19 protein-coding genes and 1 riboswitch are annotated in these 20280 nt (G+C 40.6%); of the genes, 4 read left to right on the top strand and 15 right to left on the bottom strand.

Features of this window, described 5'->3' with window-relative positions; all coding sequences use genetic code 11:
* Positions 1-170: 170 nt before the first annotated feature.
* From CEF17_RS02345 to CEF17_RS02295, 9 genes are all read right to left on the bottom strand, one after another.
* On the bottom strand, positions 171-605 hold the full coding sequence (locus CEF17_RS02345) for a hypothetical protein (protein WP_100398121.1): 435 nt from the start codon (positions 603-605) through the stop codon (positions 171-173).
* 261 nt (positions 606-866) lie between these two features.
* On the bottom strand, positions 867-1109 hold the full coding sequence (locus tag CEF17_RS02340; RefSeq protein WP_232725393.1) for a dsRNA-binding motif domain-containing protein: 243 nt from the start codon (positions 1107-1109) through the stop codon (positions 867-869).
* Positions 1110-1143: 34 nt separating this feature from the next.
* The gene (locus CEF17_RS20255; RefSeq protein WP_232725392.1) at positions 1144-1359 is read right to left on the bottom strand and encodes a hypothetical protein; all 216 of its coding nucleotides are present in this window, start codon (positions 1357-1359) and stop codon (positions 1144-1146) included.
* A gap of 140 nt (positions 1360-1499) precedes the next feature.
* Positions 1500-2948 (bottom strand): SIR2 family protein, encoded by a 1449-nt coding sequence (locus CEF17_RS02335; protein WP_100398119.1) that lies wholly within the window; start codon positions 2946-2948, stop codon positions 1500-1502.
* A 345-nt stretch (positions 2949-3293) separates the two neighbouring features.
* The gene (locus CEF17_RS02325; RefSeq protein ID WP_100398118.1) at positions 3294-4709 is read right to left on the bottom strand and encodes a SpoVR family protein; all 1416 of its coding nucleotides are present in this window, start codon (positions 4707-4709) and stop codon (positions 3294-3296) included.
* Between the two features lie 347 nt (positions 4710-5056).
* On the bottom strand, positions 5057-5374 hold the full coding sequence (locus CEF17_RS02315) for a hypothetical protein (RefSeq protein ID WP_100398116.1): 318 nt from the start codon (positions 5372-5374) through the stop codon (positions 5057-5059).
* Between the two features lie 693 nt (positions 5375-6067).
* Positions 6068-8182 carry a heavy metal translocating P-type ATPase gene (locus tag CEF17_RS02305; protein ID WP_232725391.1) on the bottom strand — a complete coding sequence of 705 codons (2115 nt, stop codon included), beginning with the start codon at positions 8180-8182 and terminating at the stop codon, positions 6068-6070.
* 1 nt (position 8183) lies between these two features.
* Positions 8184-8549 carry an ArsR/SmtB family transcription factor gene (locus CEF17_RS02300; RefSeq protein ID WP_100398114.1) on the bottom strand — a complete coding sequence of 122 codons (366 nt, stop codon included), beginning with the start codon at positions 8547-8549 and terminating at the stop codon, positions 8184-8186.
* A gap of 187 nt (positions 8550-8736) precedes the next feature.
* Complete coding sequence (locus CEF17_RS02295) at positions 8737-9468, bottom strand: sulfite exporter TauE/SafE family protein (RefSeq protein ID WP_100398113.1); 732 nt, start codon at positions 9466-9468, stop codon at positions 8737-8739.
* Between the two features lie 261 nt (positions 9469-9729).
* Between CEF17_RS02295 and CEF17_RS02290 the strand changes: the two genes are divergently transcribed.
* Entirely contained in the window at positions 9730-10014 is a 285-nt protein-coding gene (locus tag CEF17_RS02290; RefSeq protein WP_198508861.1) for a hypothetical protein, read from the top strand.
* 193 nt (positions 10015-10207) lie between these two features.
* Complete coding sequence (locus CEF17_RS02285) at positions 10208-10717, top strand: YusW family protein (RefSeq protein WP_100398111.1); 510 nt, start codon at positions 10208-10210, stop codon at positions 10715-10717.
* Positions 10718-11181: 464 nt separating this feature from the next.
* Here the strand turns inward: CEF17_RS02285 and CEF17_RS02280 are convergent, their stop codons facing one another.
* From CEF17_RS02280 to CEF17_RS02265, 4 genes are read right to left on the bottom strand one after another with little or no spacing between them, the layout of a single operon-like run.
* A complete protein-coding gene (locus tag CEF17_RS02280; protein ID WP_100398110.1) occupies positions 11182-11553 on the bottom strand; it encodes a (2Fe-2S) ferredoxin domain-containing protein in 372 nt (123 codons plus the stop codon).
* A 19-nt stretch (positions 11554-11572) separates the two neighbouring features.
* On the bottom strand, positions 11573-12349 hold the full coding sequence (locus CEF17_RS02275; RefSeq protein WP_100398109.1) for an ABC transporter ATP-binding protein: 777 nt from the start codon (positions 12347-12349) through the stop codon (positions 11573-11575).
* Positions 12349-13473, bottom strand: coding sequence for a FecCD family ABC transporter permease (locus CEF17_RS02270; RefSeq protein ID WP_442857424.1), 1125 nt, complete (start codon positions 13471-13473; stop codon positions 12349-12351). The genes CEF17_RS02275 and CEF17_RS02270 overlap by 1 nt, the downstream gene beginning before the upstream one ends.
* Before the next feature lie 11 nt (positions 13474-13484).
* The gene (locus CEF17_RS02265; RefSeq protein ID WP_100398108.1) at positions 13485-14492 is read right to left on the bottom strand and encodes an ABC transporter substrate-binding protein; all 1008 of its coding nucleotides are present in this window, start codon (positions 14490-14492) and stop codon (positions 13485-13487) included.
* Between the two features lie 306 nt (positions 14493-14798).
* A riboswitch (cobalamin riboswitch) is annotated at positions 14799-14998 on the bottom strand.
* A 132-nt stretch (positions 14999-15130) separates the two neighbouring features.
* Here CEF17_RS02265 and CEF17_RS02260 point away from each other — a divergent pair.
* Both CEF17_RS02260 and CEF17_RS02255 read left to right on the top strand, forming a co-directional pair.
* A complete protein-coding gene (locus tag CEF17_RS02260) occupies positions 15131-15472 on the top strand; it encodes a hypothetical protein (protein ID WP_100398107.1) in 342 nt (113 codons plus the stop codon).
* A gap of 303 nt (positions 15473-15775) precedes the next feature.
* On the top strand, positions 15776-16162 hold the full coding sequence (locus CEF17_RS02255; protein ID WP_100398106.1) for a DUF2243 domain-containing protein: 387 nt from the start codon (positions 15776-15778) through the stop codon (positions 16160-16162).
* 77 nt (positions 16163-16239) lie between these two features.
* Here the strand turns inward: CEF17_RS02255 and cysI are convergent, their stop codons facing one another.
* Complete coding sequence (gene cysI, locus CEF17_RS02250; RefSeq protein ID WP_100398105.1) at positions 16240-17961, bottom strand: assimilatory sulfite reductase (NADPH) hemoprotein subunit; 1722 nt, start codon at positions 17959-17961, stop codon at positions 16240-16242.
* Positions 17962-17988: 27 nt separating this feature from the next.
* The gene (locus CEF17_RS02245) at positions 17989-19827 is read right to left on the bottom strand and encodes an assimilatory sulfite reductase (NADPH) flavoprotein subunit (protein WP_100398104.1); all 1839 of its coding nucleotides are present in this window, start codon (positions 19825-19827) and stop codon (positions 17989-17991) included.
* Between the last annotated feature and the right edge of the window lie 453 nt (positions 19828-20280).

Raw genomic sequence — 20280 nt, 5'->3', positions numbered from 1 at the left:
CTGTATCATCATAATAAGACCTCTTTAACAACACAAAAGGCTAGAGACCAATACGAACCAAAAGAGAGGCTAGTTCCCTCTCTTTACGTAACGTATTTTGCTTATTGGACTAACTCCAGTATGTTTTTATTATAAATAGTCTGTTTGTTCAACAGAACATAAAAAGTATATTACTTTTTTACTAAGTCATAATAAAGAGTCATGAAGAAGTATGGAACTATATAAGTAAACAGGGTTTTGTATATGTTCCACCCATTTTTATATATGAGTTTTCCTGACAAGATAGCCAATAGCTCAGCAGTTGTTGAAAAAACAGTAAATAATAATACCCAAAATGCTTTTGGCAAAATACTTTTCTGACTGCAAAAAACCATAAAGCTTGCCACCACTGGAAAGTAACCAAAATTTAAAGGGTATATCGTACGATATTGTTGTCTTTTAATTCGTGGCCTTAGTATCCAGTAACGAGAGCCTTTAATATTCATCACAAATGCAATCAATACACATATAGGGGTAGTTTTCACCATCAGTTGTTTGTCTTTTTTATAAAGGACAATACCGAGGATCCACGGAAGAACAAAACCAAAAAGTATATTAAATAACATTATTCATCACCTCTCTTCTTACTATCTACTACTGAAAGAGAGGTCATGTATTCTTATGATAATATTTTTATTCGAATGGATTTGGTTAACTCTGTTCAGAATATCCCGAGAGTTTAAAGACAAGGCAAGAAAGACATGCAAAAGAATAATCCCCGTTAGAGACTGGTTGCCCCCAAAATTGGCATAGATAAGGAAGTACTTGTTCGCCCTATTGACAGATAACATAAAAAAGACACCCCTTTATGGGATGCCGATAAATCTTCACAACTTCTCTCTTTCATTTAATATACTACGAATTGCCTCATGTGCTGCTTTATCTCTTGTGGAACCTGAACCAAAAAAGTGACCATCAACGTTTGAAGAGGCATCCTCCACTATTGCATGGTAAGAACCAGTTCTTCCGCTGTGGTAAACATGAGCTAAAAAGACCTTGTCTTCCTGTTCATAAACTAATGTTTCTGGTCTGTTAATATCATACATAAAATATCCTTCCTTTCGTATCACAACACCTTTCGATACAAAAAGAGGAAATTCTTCTTTATTCTGGTACTTCTTCATCCTCATCCAATTCAAGGAGCTTCACAAACTCCCCATTGAGGTATATGGCATAGACATGAATATTCTCATACTGCGCTACAAATAAGAACTGTATGTCAGCCCCTAGCTTCATGAGGCCAGCTTTTCCTATTCTTGACCGCCCATGACTTGTTACACTTACCGCACTTGAAGAATCCTTTTGTGAATCCTGCGACAACGATGGCCATAATGAATAATAACACACTCGCTGCCAGGAATAAGAATCCAATCCCGAATATCACGGTTAACACCCCGATAAACCCCATCAGTACCGAAAACTTAAAATAAAAAACGATACGTTTGGGTATCGTTTTCTTTTTACTCTCCCGCTGCCTCTTCCGTATCTTCAAGAAGAGGGTATGATATTTCCCTTCCATTAACATTTACTACATATGGTTCCATGTTTTTTACTTTTTTCAATAACTGAACCATATTCATTGAAAATCTACTTATTCCGTTCATTCTTACATGATAAATGTTATTGCTAGCACGTAAGTTTACACCAGTTTGAAAATGAACGTCTCTTATTAACTCATAAGCATATGACCAATGTGAATCATCTTGCTCATATACTCTTTCAGACAGTTCTGTAGCCGAAAGAGTAAACTGAGCAGCTAATTGATTAGGGTCTTGAATATCAGCAAAGGATACAAGCGTTCTTCCAGTTAGCTCCCCTTCTTCAGCAGGAGTAGTGAAGGAACCCAATAAGCTTTCTCTGTCAGTTAAATAACGTAAGCTTGCAATATCAACTTCTAGGTTAGTAATAGTATCACTTTTAACTACATTGTAAACTGTTTCTTCAATTTGTTTAAGAAATTCTATATCAACGGAATCTTGATACAGAGCTTCATATAACTGTTCGTATGTGTGTAATTTAATGTAATTTACTCTTACCGATTCACCGTTTCCAACAGAGATTGGCTTTTCCCTTGGAGGTGTTTCTTCTGGGTTAATCGGTTCCATGCTCCAGTCAATAAACCACATATTTTCAATCATCGGCTCCATATCAGCATCAATAATCTGCTTAACATTATACAAAATGGATTTTATATTTTCATCGCTTAAACTATAACCGATGAAAATTATTGGGTGTTCCATAAAATATGTAAATAACTTTGCAATTAGATAAATTTGTTTTTGGAAAAAGTTATCGTAATCTTGCTGTTCAATTACAATACTATCGCAATCTTCAACTGAACCATGGATTTTAAGTATATGACCAATATTAGTAGCTTTTTTCTGGCGGATAACCTGCTGTCCAACTATTGCTTCATATTTGGGAAATAAGGTCTCCAGCAAGGTGTCGTAGTTGGTAGTGATAATAGCTTGTGGGTTTAATTTTTTTATCAATCCCAGTTCTTCGCTTAATTCATGGGTTTCCACATTAAATTGTTCCATGAGTTCAATTAATATACTCGCAATTTTATATTTTAAGTGTATGCTTCTTGAAGCGGATTCAAAAAGGAATGGTGGAAACATGTCATCATTGCCATGATTTTTCCAAGCAAAGGTACGATAGAAATCCACCAATTCAGAAGCGATTTCTGCGTAATTCCCATTATGCTCTTGAACAAAATATTGCATTGGCATCTCTATTTCAGGGTTTTCATCAATTAATTGTTTTAATAAAGCTCCCCAAGTGGGTGAATTAATATACCGTTGGGAAAAGCCAGAGCCTACAAAAAGTATTGGCCTACTTTTCATATCGGCAATATATTGACTCAAGTATTCTAACGAACTACTTAAATAAGAATCATAATTTGACATAGCTCCAACCTCCCTTATAACTTGATAATAATTCCATTTTAACATTGATACGGCTTTTGCACTACAAATTAGGAGGGAAAATGTTAATCATTGTCGAACCTGTATTGTAGGAGGGAAGGATTATATGGAAGTTATTTACGTTTCTCAACAGAAGATTCCCCAACTCCAACTATGAATAAAAAAGCTGATCTATGTTTTATAGACCAGCTTTTTACCATTATTATCTCTCTTCAAGACGGGCAAAATCAGGGTGAGTTGAGAAAAGCCTTGCCATACCGCCTTTTCCGTTGATTTTCATCGTCTGTACAGCACGGTCATTAACCTGAGCTCGGTTAACATGAGTTTTTATAAATACCTCCTGTGCACTCTTCTTCCATCATACGTAAAAACGGTATCTTTCTCATTAACGACTGTTTCAATGTGCACTGGCCGTCCCCAAAGTTGGTATAGGTAAGGAAGTACTTTTTCTAAATACTTTACATCAAGTTCTGTGTCTTCAAAGTGATGGGTGATAAATAACTCCCCAGCTTTGAGGTAATCTCCATCAGTCACTGTCAGATAAGGGAAGCCGCCGTTTACTCTAGATGAGATGAGCTGGTCACGCACTTCCTTCCATTCTTTATCGATAATCTTATACTCTTTTCCTTTTTTCTGGAACAAATACATATCTTCACGTAATACCAAATCTCTGGTTAGGTAATTTCTAATAAACGAGATATCAGACTCTACTTCTCTCACTTCGAAAATCGTTTCAATTCCGCTACCTTTCTTTACACCTCGCTGCATCATCTCTTCGGTAGGGTTATTGTAGCGTTCTTCAATGTCTTCAAAAATCTTTAACCCCAAGTAATATGGGTTTATTGAGGTTTTGGAAGGTTGTACAACCCCTGCATTTAGTTTTGCAAACTCCACACTTTCATCGGATGTTAAATCCATTTCCCTTAGAATCCTGGCATGCCAAAGAGAGGCCCATCCCTCATTCATTATCTTGGTTTCAAGCTGAGGCCAGAAATAAAGCATTTCTTCCCGCATCATCGTAAGAATATCCCGCTGCCACGGTTCTAGCTCACGGCTGTACTCCTCAATAAAAAGAAGAATATCCTTTTCTGGCTGGGGAGGGAAAGCTTTTTTACGCTTGCGTTTCGGTTCTTCTTTCTTTTTCACATCCATTTTCCATAAATCATCATATGGAGTATTTCTTTCCTTTGGCTCATCTTCATCTATCTCATAAACATCGTCAAGGGTCCAGGACAACTTTGGTCGAACCAAGCTTGGGTCAATATGCTCTTGGATCGCCAAGACTGCATCCAAGAATGTTTCAACTTCTTCCTTTCCATGAATCATTTCATAGTTAGATATTCGTTCTGCAGTGGCACTCATGCTTTCAACCATGTCACGGCGAGTATTAGCAAACCTGGCATTATTTTTAAAGAAATCACAATGGGCAAGAACGTGAGCGACAATGAGCTTGTTTTGGATCAGGCTATTGCTTCCAAGTAAAAATGCGTAGCAGGGATTTGAATTTATGACTAACTCATAAATCTTGCTTAATCCCAAATCGTACTGAAGCTTCATTTTATGAAACTGCTTCCCAAAGCTCCAGTGGTTGTACCTCGTCGGCATACCGTATGCTCCAAATGTATAAATGATATCCGCTGGACAAATTTCGTATCTCATTGGGTAGAAATCAAGCCCGAATCCTTCTGCGATCTCCGTAATTTCCTCAATCGCCCGATTTAAATCCTTAAATTCATCGGTCATTCTTAGGCGCCCCCTTAATCATGCGTCTTCTTTTATCTTTATGATTTGTCAAAGACAGGCATGACAAAAAACATTCTAGCAGAGCCCTTTAAGAGCTGAATAATACAAGGTAGAGAGGATCCCTCGTTCGACTTTTCCGTAGTGCATCAGGAAGCAGAAATAAAAAATGATCCTGATCATTCGATTCAGGACCTTACCACAATCGTCTCTTCTTCAGTTTCTTTTTTTGTTTCCTCATTTTTTTCCATTCCAGGTATTTCGGGCCATTATCTATTTCTTTACTCCTTTGCTCAAAGATTGGATACATTAGACTACGCTTTCTCTCTTTTTCATGATATTCCCTCCTGTTAACTGGCTTCTTTTGAAGGGTTGGACGATCCCCAAACAAGGTTGGGTAAGCGGGTTTTGATCGCTCGGCAAAGGGATTCGGGCACTTTTTCCATCGTGCTTGCCCGCATGACATGGGTAACCTTTTTTTCTCGTTCGCAAAGAACCACGCGCATCATGTGGCGCTCTTTAATGAAGACATCCACGTAGATCTGCCTGTACCCTTCTGACAGACGACAACTGACCACTCCGCATCGCAAGGAGTCTTGAAAAAACGGTGGGTGGGAAAGAGCTTCTTCAATGGCTTGACAAGCCGCTTTTGTCCACTTTTCTCTCATCGTCTCCTCTCCTTTTTACGTAGGGTGGGAAAAAGAAAATTTCCTTTGTTTCTTATTTCTTTTCCTCTCCATTATACTTGATGTTAGACCTATTTATTTGTTTTTTCTGAATACGATATATAAGCTAATCTCTATTTCTATCTAAGGATTACGGCCCTCTTATACAGATATTCACCGTTTGTCCGCAAAGTCACGGCAAGTGAGCAAGAATGCAAGGTATTTCCTGTCGATACGATTTACGCCTATATTAGAAAGAATCACAGGCGATCATTTTACCTTTCTCTTATCACTCCCCTCTTGCTTCAATCAAGGAATTAAATGCCTCCTTGAAGCGCATGCAAGTGATGTGCGACATGCAGCCTTCCTCATATCTTCCAACTTTTCATTTGTTAACTTATTCCCTTTTCGAATCCCACTGAACCAAGCAAAAATCAAAACTCATGGTGCACTTCACCAAAACATGTACCGGGACTTTCAGAACAAAAACCAAAACTTCCCACAGATGGTATTGTCTGAAGCAGCTATCATTAAAAGTGAAGCAAGGATAAAAATCTATTCTTCATCTTTTCCTTATTTCGTTATTATAGTAATTTATCCTCTTACTTCTTCTTTTCCATGAAGCATTTTATAATTAGAGGTTCGTTCTGCAGGTATGACAAAAACCTCCTAGTTACCGTTCTACTAGGAGGAAAATTACTTGTTAACTTTTATTCTGGTCAGCCTCATACCATTTAATGTAACAAGAAGAGTGGCACCTACGTCTGCTAAAATCGCCAGCCATAGAGGCAGCCAGCCAGCAATAATGAATGCCATGGCAATAAGCTTTATACCTATAGAAAATGCAATATTCTGCTTTATAATTTGTATAGTTTTTCTGCTGAGTTGAATAGTGAACGGCAATTTGCTGATATCGTCAGCCATTAATACAATATCTGCTGTTTCAAGAGCAGTATCAGTCCCTGCCCCTCCCATGGCGATTCCCACTGTGGAAGCAGCTAAAGCAGGGGCATCATTTACTCCATCTCCTATCATAGCCACCTTCTGCTGTTCTTCCTTCAGCTGTTTTACAACTTCTAGCTTTCCTTGTGGAAGTAATTCTGCTTGAACTTCTGTGATACCTAGTTGCCCTCCAATTGAATTCGCAGTTAAAGAATTATCACCTGTCAGCATGATCGTGTTCTTTACTCCCAGGTGATGGAGTGACCTTATAATCTCACGGCTCCCTTCACGAACTTCATCGCGGACTGCTATCAGTCCAAGGACAGTGGATTTATCAGCAGTAACTATAACTGTTTTCCCTGCTTCCTGAAGCTGTTTAATCTTTTTCATTGCAGTCTCAGGTAACGTTGAAACCTGCTCCATTATAAACTCCGGGCTTCCTGCGTAAAATATTTGGCCGTTTACTGATGCTTGAATGCCTCTACCTGTCACAGATGTAAAGTCAGCCAATTCATACGGAGAATGTTTTATCTCCTTTTCCTCTGCCTTTCTAACAATGGCAGCAGCTAACGGGTGTTTAGACCCTTTTTCAATGGCTGCGGTAATTGTAAACCAATCTGTCGTATTTTCTTTTTGTAAAGGAATAATGTCGGTTACCTCTGGTATTCCCTTTGTTAATGTGCCTGTTTTATCAAAAGCTATAGCAGATAACGCACCTGCTTCCTCCAAGTAGACCCCGCCTTTAATCAACACACCGTTTCTGGCTGCATTTCCAATAGCCGTCACAATAGAAACAGGGGTAGAAATAACTAAAGCACACGGACATGCGACAACAAGCAGTGCCAGCCCTCGGTAGACCCACTCGTTCCAGTTCCCACCAAACAGCAGCGGAGGAACTGTCACCATCACTAGAGCCACTGCCATCACAGCTGGTGTGTAATATTTGGCAAATCGATCCACAAAAGCCTGTGAAGGCGCACGTTCTGATTGAGCTTCTTCTACCATGTGAATAATTCTTGCGATCGTCGTATCTTCACTTCTCTTGGTGACTTTGATTTCCAGGAGCCCTTCTTCATTTAATGTTCCGGCAAAGACTTCACTATCAATCTCTTTTGTAACGGGTATCGATTCACCTGTAATAGCTGCCTGGTTGACAGAGGAATATCCATTTACCACAATACCGTCCATAGCAATTTTCTGCCCTGGCTTTACGATCATTATATCCCCAATCACTATTTCTCCCACAGGAATTTCAATCTCCTGTCCGTTTCGTAGAATGGTGGCAGCATTGGGAGCAATACCCATTAGTGACCGAATAGACTGACGGGCTTTATCCATTGAATACATTTCCAGCCATTCACTGATCGCAAAGAAAAATACTACGGCTGCTCCTTCTGCCCATTCCCCAATTGCTGCAGCACCAAGGATAGCTACTGTCATTAACGTTTTCATGTCAAAGCGAAGTCGGGCAAGATTTTTAAAACCCTGGATGAACAAGCTGTATCCCCCAATAAGAATGGAAGAAGCAAAAGCTAAGACTGGCAGAAGAGTTTCATCATCCATCACGAGGTACAATATCAATCCCAGAATGAGTAATATCCCTGAAATAATCGTTTTTACTGCCCCCTGGTTTTTCCATAAGGGAATACGGGTCAGTTGTTCATTTTCATGCACTACCCTCAAGTTTTCAAAAGCTCCTGCTTTTTCTACTTCTTCTATAGAAGGGTTTCCGTACACTGTAATTTTTGAAGCTCCAAAATTTATTTTGGCGTCCTTTACGCTTGGCAGCTTCTTTACATTCTGCTCAAACTGAGCAGCACAGTCAGTTCAGGTAAACCCTTGAACATTGTAAGTCTTTTTTTCAGCCATATCACTCACCTTTTTCTTCTTGCTTATGTTCATAGGCGATGAGGACTAATTGTTTAATATGATCGTCGTCTAAGGAGTAAAATACTAATCTGCCTTTTTTCCGGTATTTTGCCAGCCCCATGTTACGTAAGAGCCTGAGGTGATGAGATGCAGTGGCGGTGGTAGCTCCAATGATATGTGCCACATCACAAACACATAATTCGTCTTCCTGACTCAGGGAATAAGCAATCTTCATCCTTGTGTCATCAGCAAGCGCCTTAAACATTCGTGCCATATGTTGCATATCTTCAGCTATAATTGTCTCTTTTAATCTGTTGACTTTTTCCTCGTCATAACAAAATATTTCACATTGATCCTTTGGTGTCATATACCTCCCACCCATCATTCAAATATTAATTTGATTATTACACTATTATTATATTACATAATTATATTCAAATGAATGTTTGAGTATTAATTATAGAATCTCCCCCTTTCGGACAAATAGGTAATGAATAATAGGGTACAGTTTCTGCCCTTTTTTGGCACATAAACTGTACCTTATTTAATTGTTCTTAACTAAACAAGATTAAATTAATGGCTGCCAGCAAAACCATTATCATGGCAAGTTTTTTGATAAAAGCAGCAGGAAGGTTTTCAAACCACTTTAACCCTAGTGCTGTGCCTAAAAACACCCCAAAAATTCCTGCCAAAATATACACAAGCAGCGAAACATCAAAATCACCATTCAAGCCGTGAAGGAGCAGAGTAAATAAACTGGTTATGACTACGGTGACTTGCAGGTTGGCATTGTATTTATACTTGTCCTGGTAAAGCATCAAAAAGTAAAAGACAAAAAATGGGCCCCCCACGGCAAAAATTCCGCCAATAAACCCACCTAAAAATCCAAGTACCAACGGTGTTACTAGCTTCATTTCTGCAGAAGGAGAGGCCTTCTTTTTAAGAAGTAAGTAAATAACCATTCCAATCAAAAAGAAGCCAAGCACCTGTTTCAACACAGCCATATCTCCGTAAGCCGTCAAAATAAAAAAAGAGAATACCCTTCCTGCCATCGCAGGAAGGATAATAAGTAGAAGACCTTTCAGTTCTATGTACTGATACATTTTTCGCACAATGCTCAACGAAGCTACGAGTAGTAACGCAATAACAATCAGCGTGCTTTCTTTTAACGTAAGAAAAAGCGGCAAAAACCCCATAGCAACTAATCCAAAGCCAAAACCACTGGCCCCCTGAATAAATCCGCCAATCACAACGATAACAAAGACAAATAATAATTCTAAGCCCACTTTGTTCAACACCTATCAATAAGTAATATTCTTACGAAAGTCCCTTCCTTTTTATCATAAAGGACTGATCACCACTTGTGTTGTCTTCTGCTCATAACAAAATGCTGAAATTGATTCTCTCTTGCTGTCATTGGAAGACGCCACTAAAAAACATATTGCTGCTTACCTGTTCATAAATTTGATAAAAGGCCGAACTTATTTCATTTAAATATAATAAGCGCTGTGAGTATAATGGAAAAAGCAAACAAAGGAGGTGTTGGAATGGCAGGTAGAGTATTAAAGTGGGTAGCAGGAGGATTAGAAGCATTGCTTGGCTTTCCCATTCTCGGAGCAACGATCGTTTTAGGATTCTACTGGGTACCATTATTAATTATGCTTGCATTACATATCGTAGCGTTAGTGATCACAACGAATGAAGGCAGAAAGAAAACAGGACATATTTTGGGTATTGTCACCTCCTGCATAGCATGGATTCCGATTGTCGGAATGATTATGCACATCATAACCGCTACCTTTTTACTGATCGAAGCAGGACGAAACGAATAGGGGGTGCCTGGCACCCCATCTAGGTTTGTAATATTTGTAATGATACTTCCCCTATGTAACAAGGGTTTCCATTGATTTAGCTACCCTCTTCTTTCCAGTGCCTGCACCCAGTTATATTTTCCTCATCCTCCTTTTGTGAGCATAATTTATTAATTTCTAGACACTCTAAAAGTATAAATATGCCAAAGGAGCGATGACATTGAAGAAATTCACCCGTGGTGCCGTTTTCTTTCTAGCTGTAATGTTAACTTTTATGAGTACAGGATGTAATGGAGGCGATGCAGCAGGTCAAGGAGGAAACCAAGCCGGAAACCAGGCTGGAAATCAGACCGGCATGAATGCACAAGACAACTTCGGTGGTCAAGCTTTTCAAACTAACGTTGATAACATTCGGGAATTTGATCTTGAGGTTAGAACGATATACGACGATGAAGTAGAATGGGAATATAAACGAACCACCAATGATGTGGATGCAAAAGTGGAGCACGAACATGGAGAAGAAGCTGATCAAGGCGGTGACTGGGCTGTACAGCATATGGAGGAAATGCTGGCGCAATTGAATATTTCCAGTCAAATGAGCGAGGCTCAAATTGCTGATGAGGTGTTAGCTGTTTTTGGACTTGTGCCAGAAGAGATTAATGACTTCGGCCTTGAAATCACTTTTGCAGACGGTACTGAAATTGAAATTGAACGTTTATCATAAATTATTGAAAAAGCATTCCTCGGAATGCTTTTTTTAATTAGAGAACATTGTTTCACCTATAGCATTCACAGACTTTCACTTCCACTTTTTCCTTCTTTCCTGTCATACTACTAATAATACTCATGTTTTCTTCTCCCGCCTTGCTGCCATAAAAGACTGGTAAACTGTGAAAGGAGACAACATATGTCATTGTCCTATATCAATCAATCTTCCAAACCCAAACTATTCATTTCCACTTTTATATTGTTCTGGTGCGGCCTGGTTATCTTATCGAGCATGTATTTAACCATCCTTTAGAACATGCACTGTCTCATACCTTTGATGTAAGCTTGGCTCAGGCCAACAAACTCCTCATATCCGTCTTATCCAGAAGCAAATCCTTTATATTCTCCCATAGAATCTGCTTCTCTAGCCACAATCCGGGTAGAAGAAACGGTTCACCTGTATATTTACAGGTTATCTTTTTATCTTATATCTCTTTTGTAAATCCCTGCTGGTGCTTCTTGCTGCCGCGAGAAACCACCATCACTATATTGATAAGTTAATGAGTCTTCCAGTATCGTTTTTTCCTGAATATGCTTTGTTATAATTTCTTTTCCTGTTTGTCTACTAATACCTTGATACCATATACCTTCTGGGTAGACAATGACCACACAAGCGTCCTCACATCTTCCATTACATCGTGTTCTTGTCGTATGAACCATGTCGTCTATTCCAAGGTCCTTAATTGCTTCCCTGATTGCTGAAGTAACTTCTTCTCCACCTTTCTTCATACAGCTTCCCCCGTTACATATCAAAATGTGGTGGGAAGTTTCTGATAAATTCCAAGTCGCCATAAATAAATTGCCTCCTTTGTTAAGAATGCATCCCTTCAGATAAATAAGTAATAGCAAGTTTCTTGGTTATGGGGTGCTCCATTACTACAGTTTCAACGCCGAAAATTTCTCTCATTAGCTCAGTGGTGAATACATCCTGTGGGGTTCCTGATGCATAGATCTCTCCATGGTTAAGGACGTAGATCTTATCGCAGTATGCTGCAGCCAAGTTTAAGTCATGTAGTGCTCCTATTACCGTCTGCTTTAAACACTTAACCAGATCTAATACTTGGAGCTGGTGCTGAATATCGAGATGATTCGTCGGCTCATCCAAAACAAGGACATCGGCCTCTTGTGTTAACGCTCTGGCAATTATAACCCTTTGTTTCTCCCCACCTGATAACGAGGCGAAGCTTCTTCTGGAAAACGAAAGCATCCCCACTTCTGATAATGCTTTTTCTGCAATTTTTTCATCCTCTATGTTATCTCTGTCCAGAAATCGTTTGTGAGGGGATCTGCCCATAAGTACCATTTCTTTTACCGAAAAATCGAAGGGAACACTTGACTCCTGGCTGACAACGGCCATATGTTTCGCCGTTTTTTTAGCCGTCCAGCTATATATATTTTCACCGTTTACTTCCACAACGCCAAAGTCAGGCTTAAGGTGCCGATAAATGCTTTTTAACATCGTAGATTTCCCGCTGCCGTTAGGTCCCACTATCCCGACAAATTTATTTGTATCTACATGTAAATTAATGTTTTGCAGTATTTTTTCACCTGATAAATCTTTTGAAAGATCTTCTACTTTTACATGCATTATGATTCACTCCCAAACGAGTATGTACTTCTTCGCAAGAGCCAAATAAAAAACGGTCCTCCGCATAAGGCGGTTAGAATACCTATGGGCATTTCCTCTGGTGCAGCAATCAGTCTTGCTCCAATATCAGCCCATATTAGAAATACCGCTCCAAGCAAAGCACTGACCGGCAGCACCCTTTTATGGTCTGAGCCGATAAGCAGCCTCACTATATGAGGAATCATTAACCCTACAAAGCCAATGGCTCCACTGACGGCTACCAAAACCCCAGTAAGAAGGGCGGTAATAACTAAAAGGATCTTTCGGAATTGATCAATATTCATCCCTAACGTAGCTGCCGTTTCCTCTCCCATAAGGAGAAGATTTAACGAACGTGATTGAAGCCAAAGAAAAAGAAACACAATACCAAGAGAAGCTAAGGGAATCGACAGGTTCCCCCAGGTTCCGCCGGCTAAACTGCCCATCAACCAGTAAAGAGCGTTTCGAATTCCTTCTTCTCTAGGCGCAGAAATAACAATGAAGCTCGTCACTGCACTCAATATCATGGAAATGGCTATGCCGGCTAGAAGGAGCCTCACTGTAGAAATTCTTTTATTTACTTGCGCTAACAAAAAAACCAGAACAATGGAAACTAATGCTCCTAAAAACGCAGCAAGTGAAAGAGCATATTGACCAAATACACTGAACGCTCCAAACAGAATCACCAAGGTAGCTCCAACAGAAGCACCAGAAGACACACCGAGAATAAAAGGGTCGGCCAGGGAGTTTCGAACCAGGGCCTGGATAGCCACACCTACAATAGAAAGCCCTGCTCCTACCACAGCACCCAAAAGCACTCTGGGCAAGCGGATATCCCAAACGATGTGTTCATGAGCAGGAGTCCACTCGGCTGTGATCCACGCACCCACAACCGGAACCTTCGAAACAATGATTCCCCATACTGCTTCAGGGGAAATAGCAACTGGTCCCAGCATCACCCCTGCAGTTATCGATATCAACAGTAATCCTAGAAGACCGCTGAGCCAAAGCATGTAGGCAACTTTATTCCTATTTAGCTGTTTTTCCTCCAATTTATCTTTCCCTGATAAAGGGGTAGTCTCATAAGTTTTTGCTATACCGCTCATAAGAAAGTCACCTAATTTTCGTCATCTATATCCGGGTAAAATCCTTCTGCCATCAACTCAAACGCTTCAGGAGCTCTGACTCCTTCAGCCGCCGCAGATAAGGGAACGACTACAAAATTCTCTTCTTGTATTGCTGTCACACTTTCCAAAGCATCATATGATAACAAAAATTCTTTTTTCTGCTCTGCTGTTGTTTCCCCGTAATCAACAATAACGATCCATTCAGGGTCCTCCTCAATCACTGCTTCCCAGCTTACGTTCCCCCAGTTTTGGTCCAAAGCATCAGAGAATATGTTAGTACCGCCTGCCATTTCAATTAAGTTTGTCATAAAAAATTGACTGCCAGTCATGGGCTCTTGTTCCCCGCTATCATATACAAATACCTTAAAGGGATCATCTGTATCCGGGTCTATTTGCGCTTGAACGTCAGCAATTCGCTGATCCATAGTAGAAATTAATTCCTCAGCCTTATCTTCCACTCCAAATATCTGGCCTATATTCGTAATATCCTGATAGACATCATCAAGAGTTGGTCCAACCATTGAGGAAGATTCATGAAGATAAGGGGTGATCCCGTACTCAAGGAGCTGAGTAAAGGTTCCTATATTGTCCTCTGTAAAAGCACTTTCCCATCCTGCGTAAGCAAAATCAGGTTCCACATTTAAAAAAGGCTCCTGGGAAGGGTATTGATCTGCCAAAACAGGCACACTCTCATATGCCTCCTTGTAATCGGGGTGTATGCCGTCATCTAAATATGCAGTCCCTGCCATATGGTCTTCAAGCCCTAGAGCTAGCATTACTTCTGTTACGTGCTGGTTTAATGTCACCGCACGCTGGGGTGCTTCTTCAAATGTAAGTTCTTCTCCATTGTTTTCAATGACCACTGCTTCATCCTGGGACAAAGAATCTCCATCCGCTTCAGCAGCTCCGGTTTCAGTATCCCCCTCTGCACCACATGCTGCCAAAATAAGGGTTCCGGCAAGTAATAAAGACAACGGATATATTTTGCTCCACTTCATATCATTTCTCCTCCTCAGCATCCTCAAATAGTAATTATTACGATTTATATTTTGAATTATAAGGACGCTTCCTCTTTTTGTAAAGATTTCTTTCCTCTTCATACCAATGCGTGTTATTTGTGTGTTTTTATATTTGCCTGCAACCACTCCTTTACCAAAAAAATAAGCGTTTCTACCCCGGGGGGTTAGAAACGCTTACTTCTCATCAAATATATCTGGAAGGCTCGTCACGCCTATTAAGGTTATATTCAAGTGAAGGCACACTTTTGTGCAGCATCTAACCACCTCCCTAATTCCCGTAGGTCAACAGTGATGTTGAAATAGGCAGGTCTCCTGACTTGGGGGTTATCCTCTCATCCCTTCCCGGGTGTTACCCAGTGAGATTACTTGAGAAAGCCAATCATTACATTGGCCCCCCTTACAGTGGCGGGTCCGTGCCGGAGTTTCACCGGACTTCCCTATTAAGCAGGCAGTATGTGCCTTGCACCTATTTCCATTGCATGTATAATTTTAGTAAATCGTATCATTGATTCCTTGCCTTGTCCATCTTCTCTTTTCCCAATCTTACGTTTTATGTATGTATGATTCGGATAATGAGTTTAAAAAGGTGAAATAATAATAAAAAGGAGGTAATAGGAATGGCGCATGATCACTCTGTTCATGAAAAACATTCCCACGAGCACAGCTTGTCTTGCGGGCACACTAAAATTAAACATGGTGACCATATTGATTACGTTCATGAGGGCCACCTTCACCGCGAGCACAACGGCCATTGGGACGAATGTAAAATTTCAGTAACAGAAAGTAACCCTGACAAATGTGCCCCCATGAACTGCGGATGTACTCACAATGATGACTGCGGTCACGAGGTTGTGCCTCATGGCGATCACTATGACTTTCTTGTCAATGGTCGTCTGCACCATGTACATGGGGACCACTGTGATGACCACGGACCTGTAGAGTTAGTAAAAATAGATTAGTGTCATCTGCGGCTGTCCCATTAACGGGGCAGCCTTTTATGTCGGCCAGTATATACCACGCGTAGACATATATTATCGTTGTATTTCACTACCGGACAAAGCCTGTTATCAGGTTATCAAATAGTTTTTCTTCTTTTGTTCAAAACATTATTTTATGTTCCTTCCAGAGTATCAATGCATATTCAGGTACGTGATCGAAATGCATGAAGGATTGTTGGAAAAAATAAAGAAAAGATATAAGGGGGATGTGAAAATTTAAATGTAAGCACAGGTAAATAGTAACGAGAGAAAGGAGGCACCATGTTGGCTCGCTTCATCAGTTACTTCTTTGGTGTTATTTATGTAGACTTGCTGTTTCATCAATATCAGGCTCAAGCTTTTGGGTTTCCTGCCCAAACGACGGGAGAAAGGCTGGGGGTTCTGGCTTTTGCCGGAGCAGTCACATTGCTTTTTTATTTTATCTCCTGGCGTTTCTTTCCGCCTTCTTTTTTCCATGGTGTCCTCATTGCCTCAGGCTTTTTTGCGACGTTTGATATTATCGTCATACATTGGATATTTCATCTTCATCGTCTTACATATGGTCCGGAAGCTTTTATTATTGAACTTCTGCTCGTTATCACAGGATTTGGTATGCTTGCTTACGGTCTTATAAGGGAAAGGAAAACGATACTTGAGGAAAAGTACTATTAATAAATTCCATCTTCCTTTACAAAAAAAGCCCCTTATACTCTTTTGTATAGAGAATAAGGGACCTTTATTAATTCTAATTAAGCATGAAAATTCGTTCCATCGGTCACAGCTTCAATAACGCCTGCTCTAATAACAAAATCACCAAAATGCTCGCCTTCCCTGCGTTCTTTAGCATACCTTGAAAGAAGTACTCTCAACTCACTTAGAATTTCTTCTTCCCCGATATTTTCTAGGTACATTTTGTTTAAGCGGCTGCCGTCAAAGGCTGCACCTAGGTACATATTGTACTTTCCTGGTGCCTTACCGATAAATCCTATTTCTGCAAGAGTAGGACGACCGCAGCTGTTTGGACAGCCGGTCATCCGGATGGTGATTTCTTCATCGCGAAGACCATTTTCATCCACAATTTCATCAATTTTATCGATCATAGAAGGTAAGTAACGCTCTGCTTCCGCCATAGCCAATCCACAGGTCGGCATGGCTACACAAGCCATTGAATTTCGGCGGAGTGCAGTATAATGCTTTCCTTCTGTTAAACCATATTGCTCAATCAACTCATTAATTTCTTTCTTCTTCTGGCTGGACACGTCCGCAATGACAAGATTCTGATTAGCCGTAAGGCGGAAATCGCCTCTGTGGACTTTTGCAATTTCACGTAGACCGGTCATCAGCTTGTAATCTTCATAATCAGCGATACGTCCGCCTTCTACATACAACGTGAAGTGCCATCTTCCTCTGACACCTTTCACCCAGCCGTAACGATCTCCATTATGGTCAAAGGAATAAGGCTTTGCCTCTTCCAGGCTCCATCCAAGACGATTTTCAAGCTCTTCAATTACCGTATCAAGACCAAGACGGTCAACCGTGTATTTAAAGCGTGCATTCTTACGGACAGAACGATTACCATAATCACGTTGAATTGTAATAATCTTTTCTGCTACATCGTAAATCTGCTCAGGTGTACAAAAGCCAATCACTTTAGCAACCTGGGGATAAGTTTCTGTATCACCATGAGTCATCCCAAGGCCTCCGCCAATTGCTACATTAAATCCAATGAGCTTTCCATCTTCTATGATTGCAATGTAGCCTAAGTCTTGAGAAAAGATATCAACATCGTTAGAAGGAGGTACAGCTACACCAATTTTGAACTTCCTTGGCAAATACAAAGGGCCATACATTGGCTCTGCTTCTTCTTCTACGTCCGGCGTTCCAGCTACCATTTCCTCGTCCAGCCACAACTCATGATACGCTCGCGTGCGCGGCAGTAAATCATCACTCAGCTTTTTGGACCATTCAAAGACCTCTGAATGAATTTCAGATTGATAGGGGTTTGGATTACACATAACATTACGATTTACGTCACCACAGGCTGCAATGGTATCCAATAATGAATTATGGATGCCCTGAATCGTATTTTTCATGTTCCACTTTAAAATACCGTGCATTTGAAACGCCTGGCGAGTCGTCAGCTTCAATGTGCCGTTCCCGTATTTCTGAGCCAGCTCATCCATAACCAGCCACTGGTTTGGTGTAGCGACTCCCCCAGGAGTTCTTACCCGAAGCATAAACTGATAAGCTGGTTCAAGCTTTTGTTTCTGCCGCTCATTTCTTAAGTCTCTGTCGTCTTGCAGGTAGCTCCCATGAAACTTCATTAAACGATTATCATCATCTGAGATCCCTGCACTTATGCGATCCAGCATTGTTTCTTTTAATGTTCCGCGTAAATAGTTGCTTTCTTCCTTAATACGTTCCACATCACTTGGCGGTCCGTCTGGTGCTTTTAATCTATCGTTCACCATGTTGATATTACTCCCTTCAATCCCAAATCAATATACATCTCGTTGATAACGTTTTTGCTGCTGCATATCGGCCAGGTACTCTTCCGCTTTTTCACGGCTCATACCGCCTTCTTTTTCAATGATTTCAATGAGTGTGCTATGGACGTCGTGAGCCATCTTTTTCTCATCTCCGCACACATAGAACACTGCCCCTTCTTGAAGCCATTGGAACAATTCTTTGCTGTTTTCAAGCATCCGGTGTTGAACGTATACTTTCTCATCGGTATCCCGTGAAAATGCTACATCCATCTTTGTTAATACTCCCTCACTGAGCCAATTTTGCCATTCAGTCTGATAAAGGAAATCCGTAACAAAGTGCTGTTCTCCAAAGAATACCCAGGACTTTCCTTCCGCACCGATTTCTTCTCTTTCCTGCATAAAGGAGCGGAAAGGCGCAATGCCTGTCCCTGGTCCCACCATAATGATAGGCGTTTCCGGGTTCTCTGGCAGCTTGAAGTTTTGGTTATTCTGAACGTAAACCGGAACGGTGTCTCCCGGCTGCAGACGCTCGGAGCATAAAATAGAGCATACGCCGTTTCTCTCACGCCCGTGGGCTTCATAACGAACAGCGCCAATTGTCAGATGCACTTCATCTGGGTATGCATTCAAGCTGCTTGAAATAGAGTACAAACGGGCTGGAATTTTCCGTAAGATCGAAACAAAATCTTGAGGAGACGCATTCCATGGTCCAAAGTCACGGACTAAGTCTAATAAGTCGCGTCCGTTAATATATTCTTTTGCTTTGTCTTCATTTCCAGGAGCTAAAAGCTCATTCAAGTTCTCATTATCAGAAAAGCCAGTTGCTTTTTCAAGAAGCGGCTTTGACAACACAGTAATTTCAAAGTTCTTAGTAAGAGCTTCTTTGAGCGTTAGGTTTTCCCCTTTTACTTCCACTGTCTCGTCAGGGTTCCATTTCAGTTCTTCCAAAAGCTCATTAACAAGAGCAGGATCATTGACAGGATATACCCCTAGGCTGTCTCCTGGTTCGTAAACAAGCCCAGAGCCTTCAAGAGACAATTCCAGATGTCTTGTTTCTTTATTAGAACCGCGGCCATTTAAATTAATGTTTTCCAGCACTTCTGCCTGGAACGGATTTGACCTGGAGTAATTCGTTTCAACAGTCTGCGGTGCTGCAGCTGTTGCGGAAGGAGTAGCTTCAATGCTGCCGCCCTGTCCTTGATTTAAACCTGCAATGACTCCTTCGAGCCACTCAGCAGCCGGTTCATCAAAGTCAAGGTCACAATCCACTCGGTCATATAGACGGGTGCCGCCAAGGTCCTGAAGACGCTGATCAAACTCTTTTCCTGTCTGACAGAAAAATTCGTATGACGTATCTCCAAGGGCCAGTACTGAAAATCTCAAGTCGTCAAGCTTCGGAGCACGGCGTCCATGAAGAAACTCATGAAATGAAATTGCATTATCCGGCGGCTCGCCTTCTCCGTGAGTACTTACTATGATAAGAAGGTTTTCAACCTTCTTTAGATTCTTCGGTTTAAAGTCGCTCATGGAAGAGACAGTTACTTCAAAACCTTTACCTTCAAGTGTTTTTCCGGCATTTTCCGCCAAGCTTTGAGCATTCCCGGTTTGAGAGCCGTAAAGAATAGTCACTTCTTTAGAAATTGGCGGTGCTTCACTGACAGCCTGGGACGCCTCTGGAGCCTGTGGTGCCGGCGCCTCTGGTGCTTCAGCTGTCGCTGCTGACTGACTAGTGGCTGTTAAATACCCGCTCAGCCACACCTTTTGAGCTTCTGTTAATGATGGCAGTAAACGATTGAGGAGCTCTGCCTGCTCCTGAGTAAACGGACTGTTCATTACCTGAAATTGCAACAAAACCCACCTCACAAAGGAATTAACTTATTATGTGTCATTATATGTAAAATGACTGAGTTCGACATAATCCTCTTTTTCTAAACAAAGAAGAAATGATTATTTCTTATTATATCTCTATTATTCCTATAAATTCAATTGGTTTTATAAATATATGTTTAATTTTCAGTAAACAATAAATAATCAAACCCTGTTATTACTGATTTATTCGACAACATCCAAGGAACACGTTTAAAAATTCCAACAATTCACTAAGAAAAAATAGACCTGATTAAACTAAATATCAAACATTTTCATTAATCTATTATTCTTTATACGCTACACTTCTCTTTTGTGCAAGTTGAAAATTTGTCATTTATGTTAACTCAGTGCCTTGTATTCATTTTTGACCCTAGAAATAAGCCGTCCTCACCTTTTTACGGCAATGGTCTTAGTCAGACTTCAACCTGTTGG

It is taken from the genome of Bacillus sp. FJAT-44742 (genome assembly GCF_002797315.1).
Classification (GTDB): Bacteria; Bacillota; Bacilli; order Bacillales; family Marinococcaceae; genus Thalassorhabdus; species Thalassorhabdus alkalitolerans.
The sequence above is the reverse complement of the archived record's forward strand: the minus strand, read 5'-3'. Positions and strand labels throughout refer to the sequence as shown.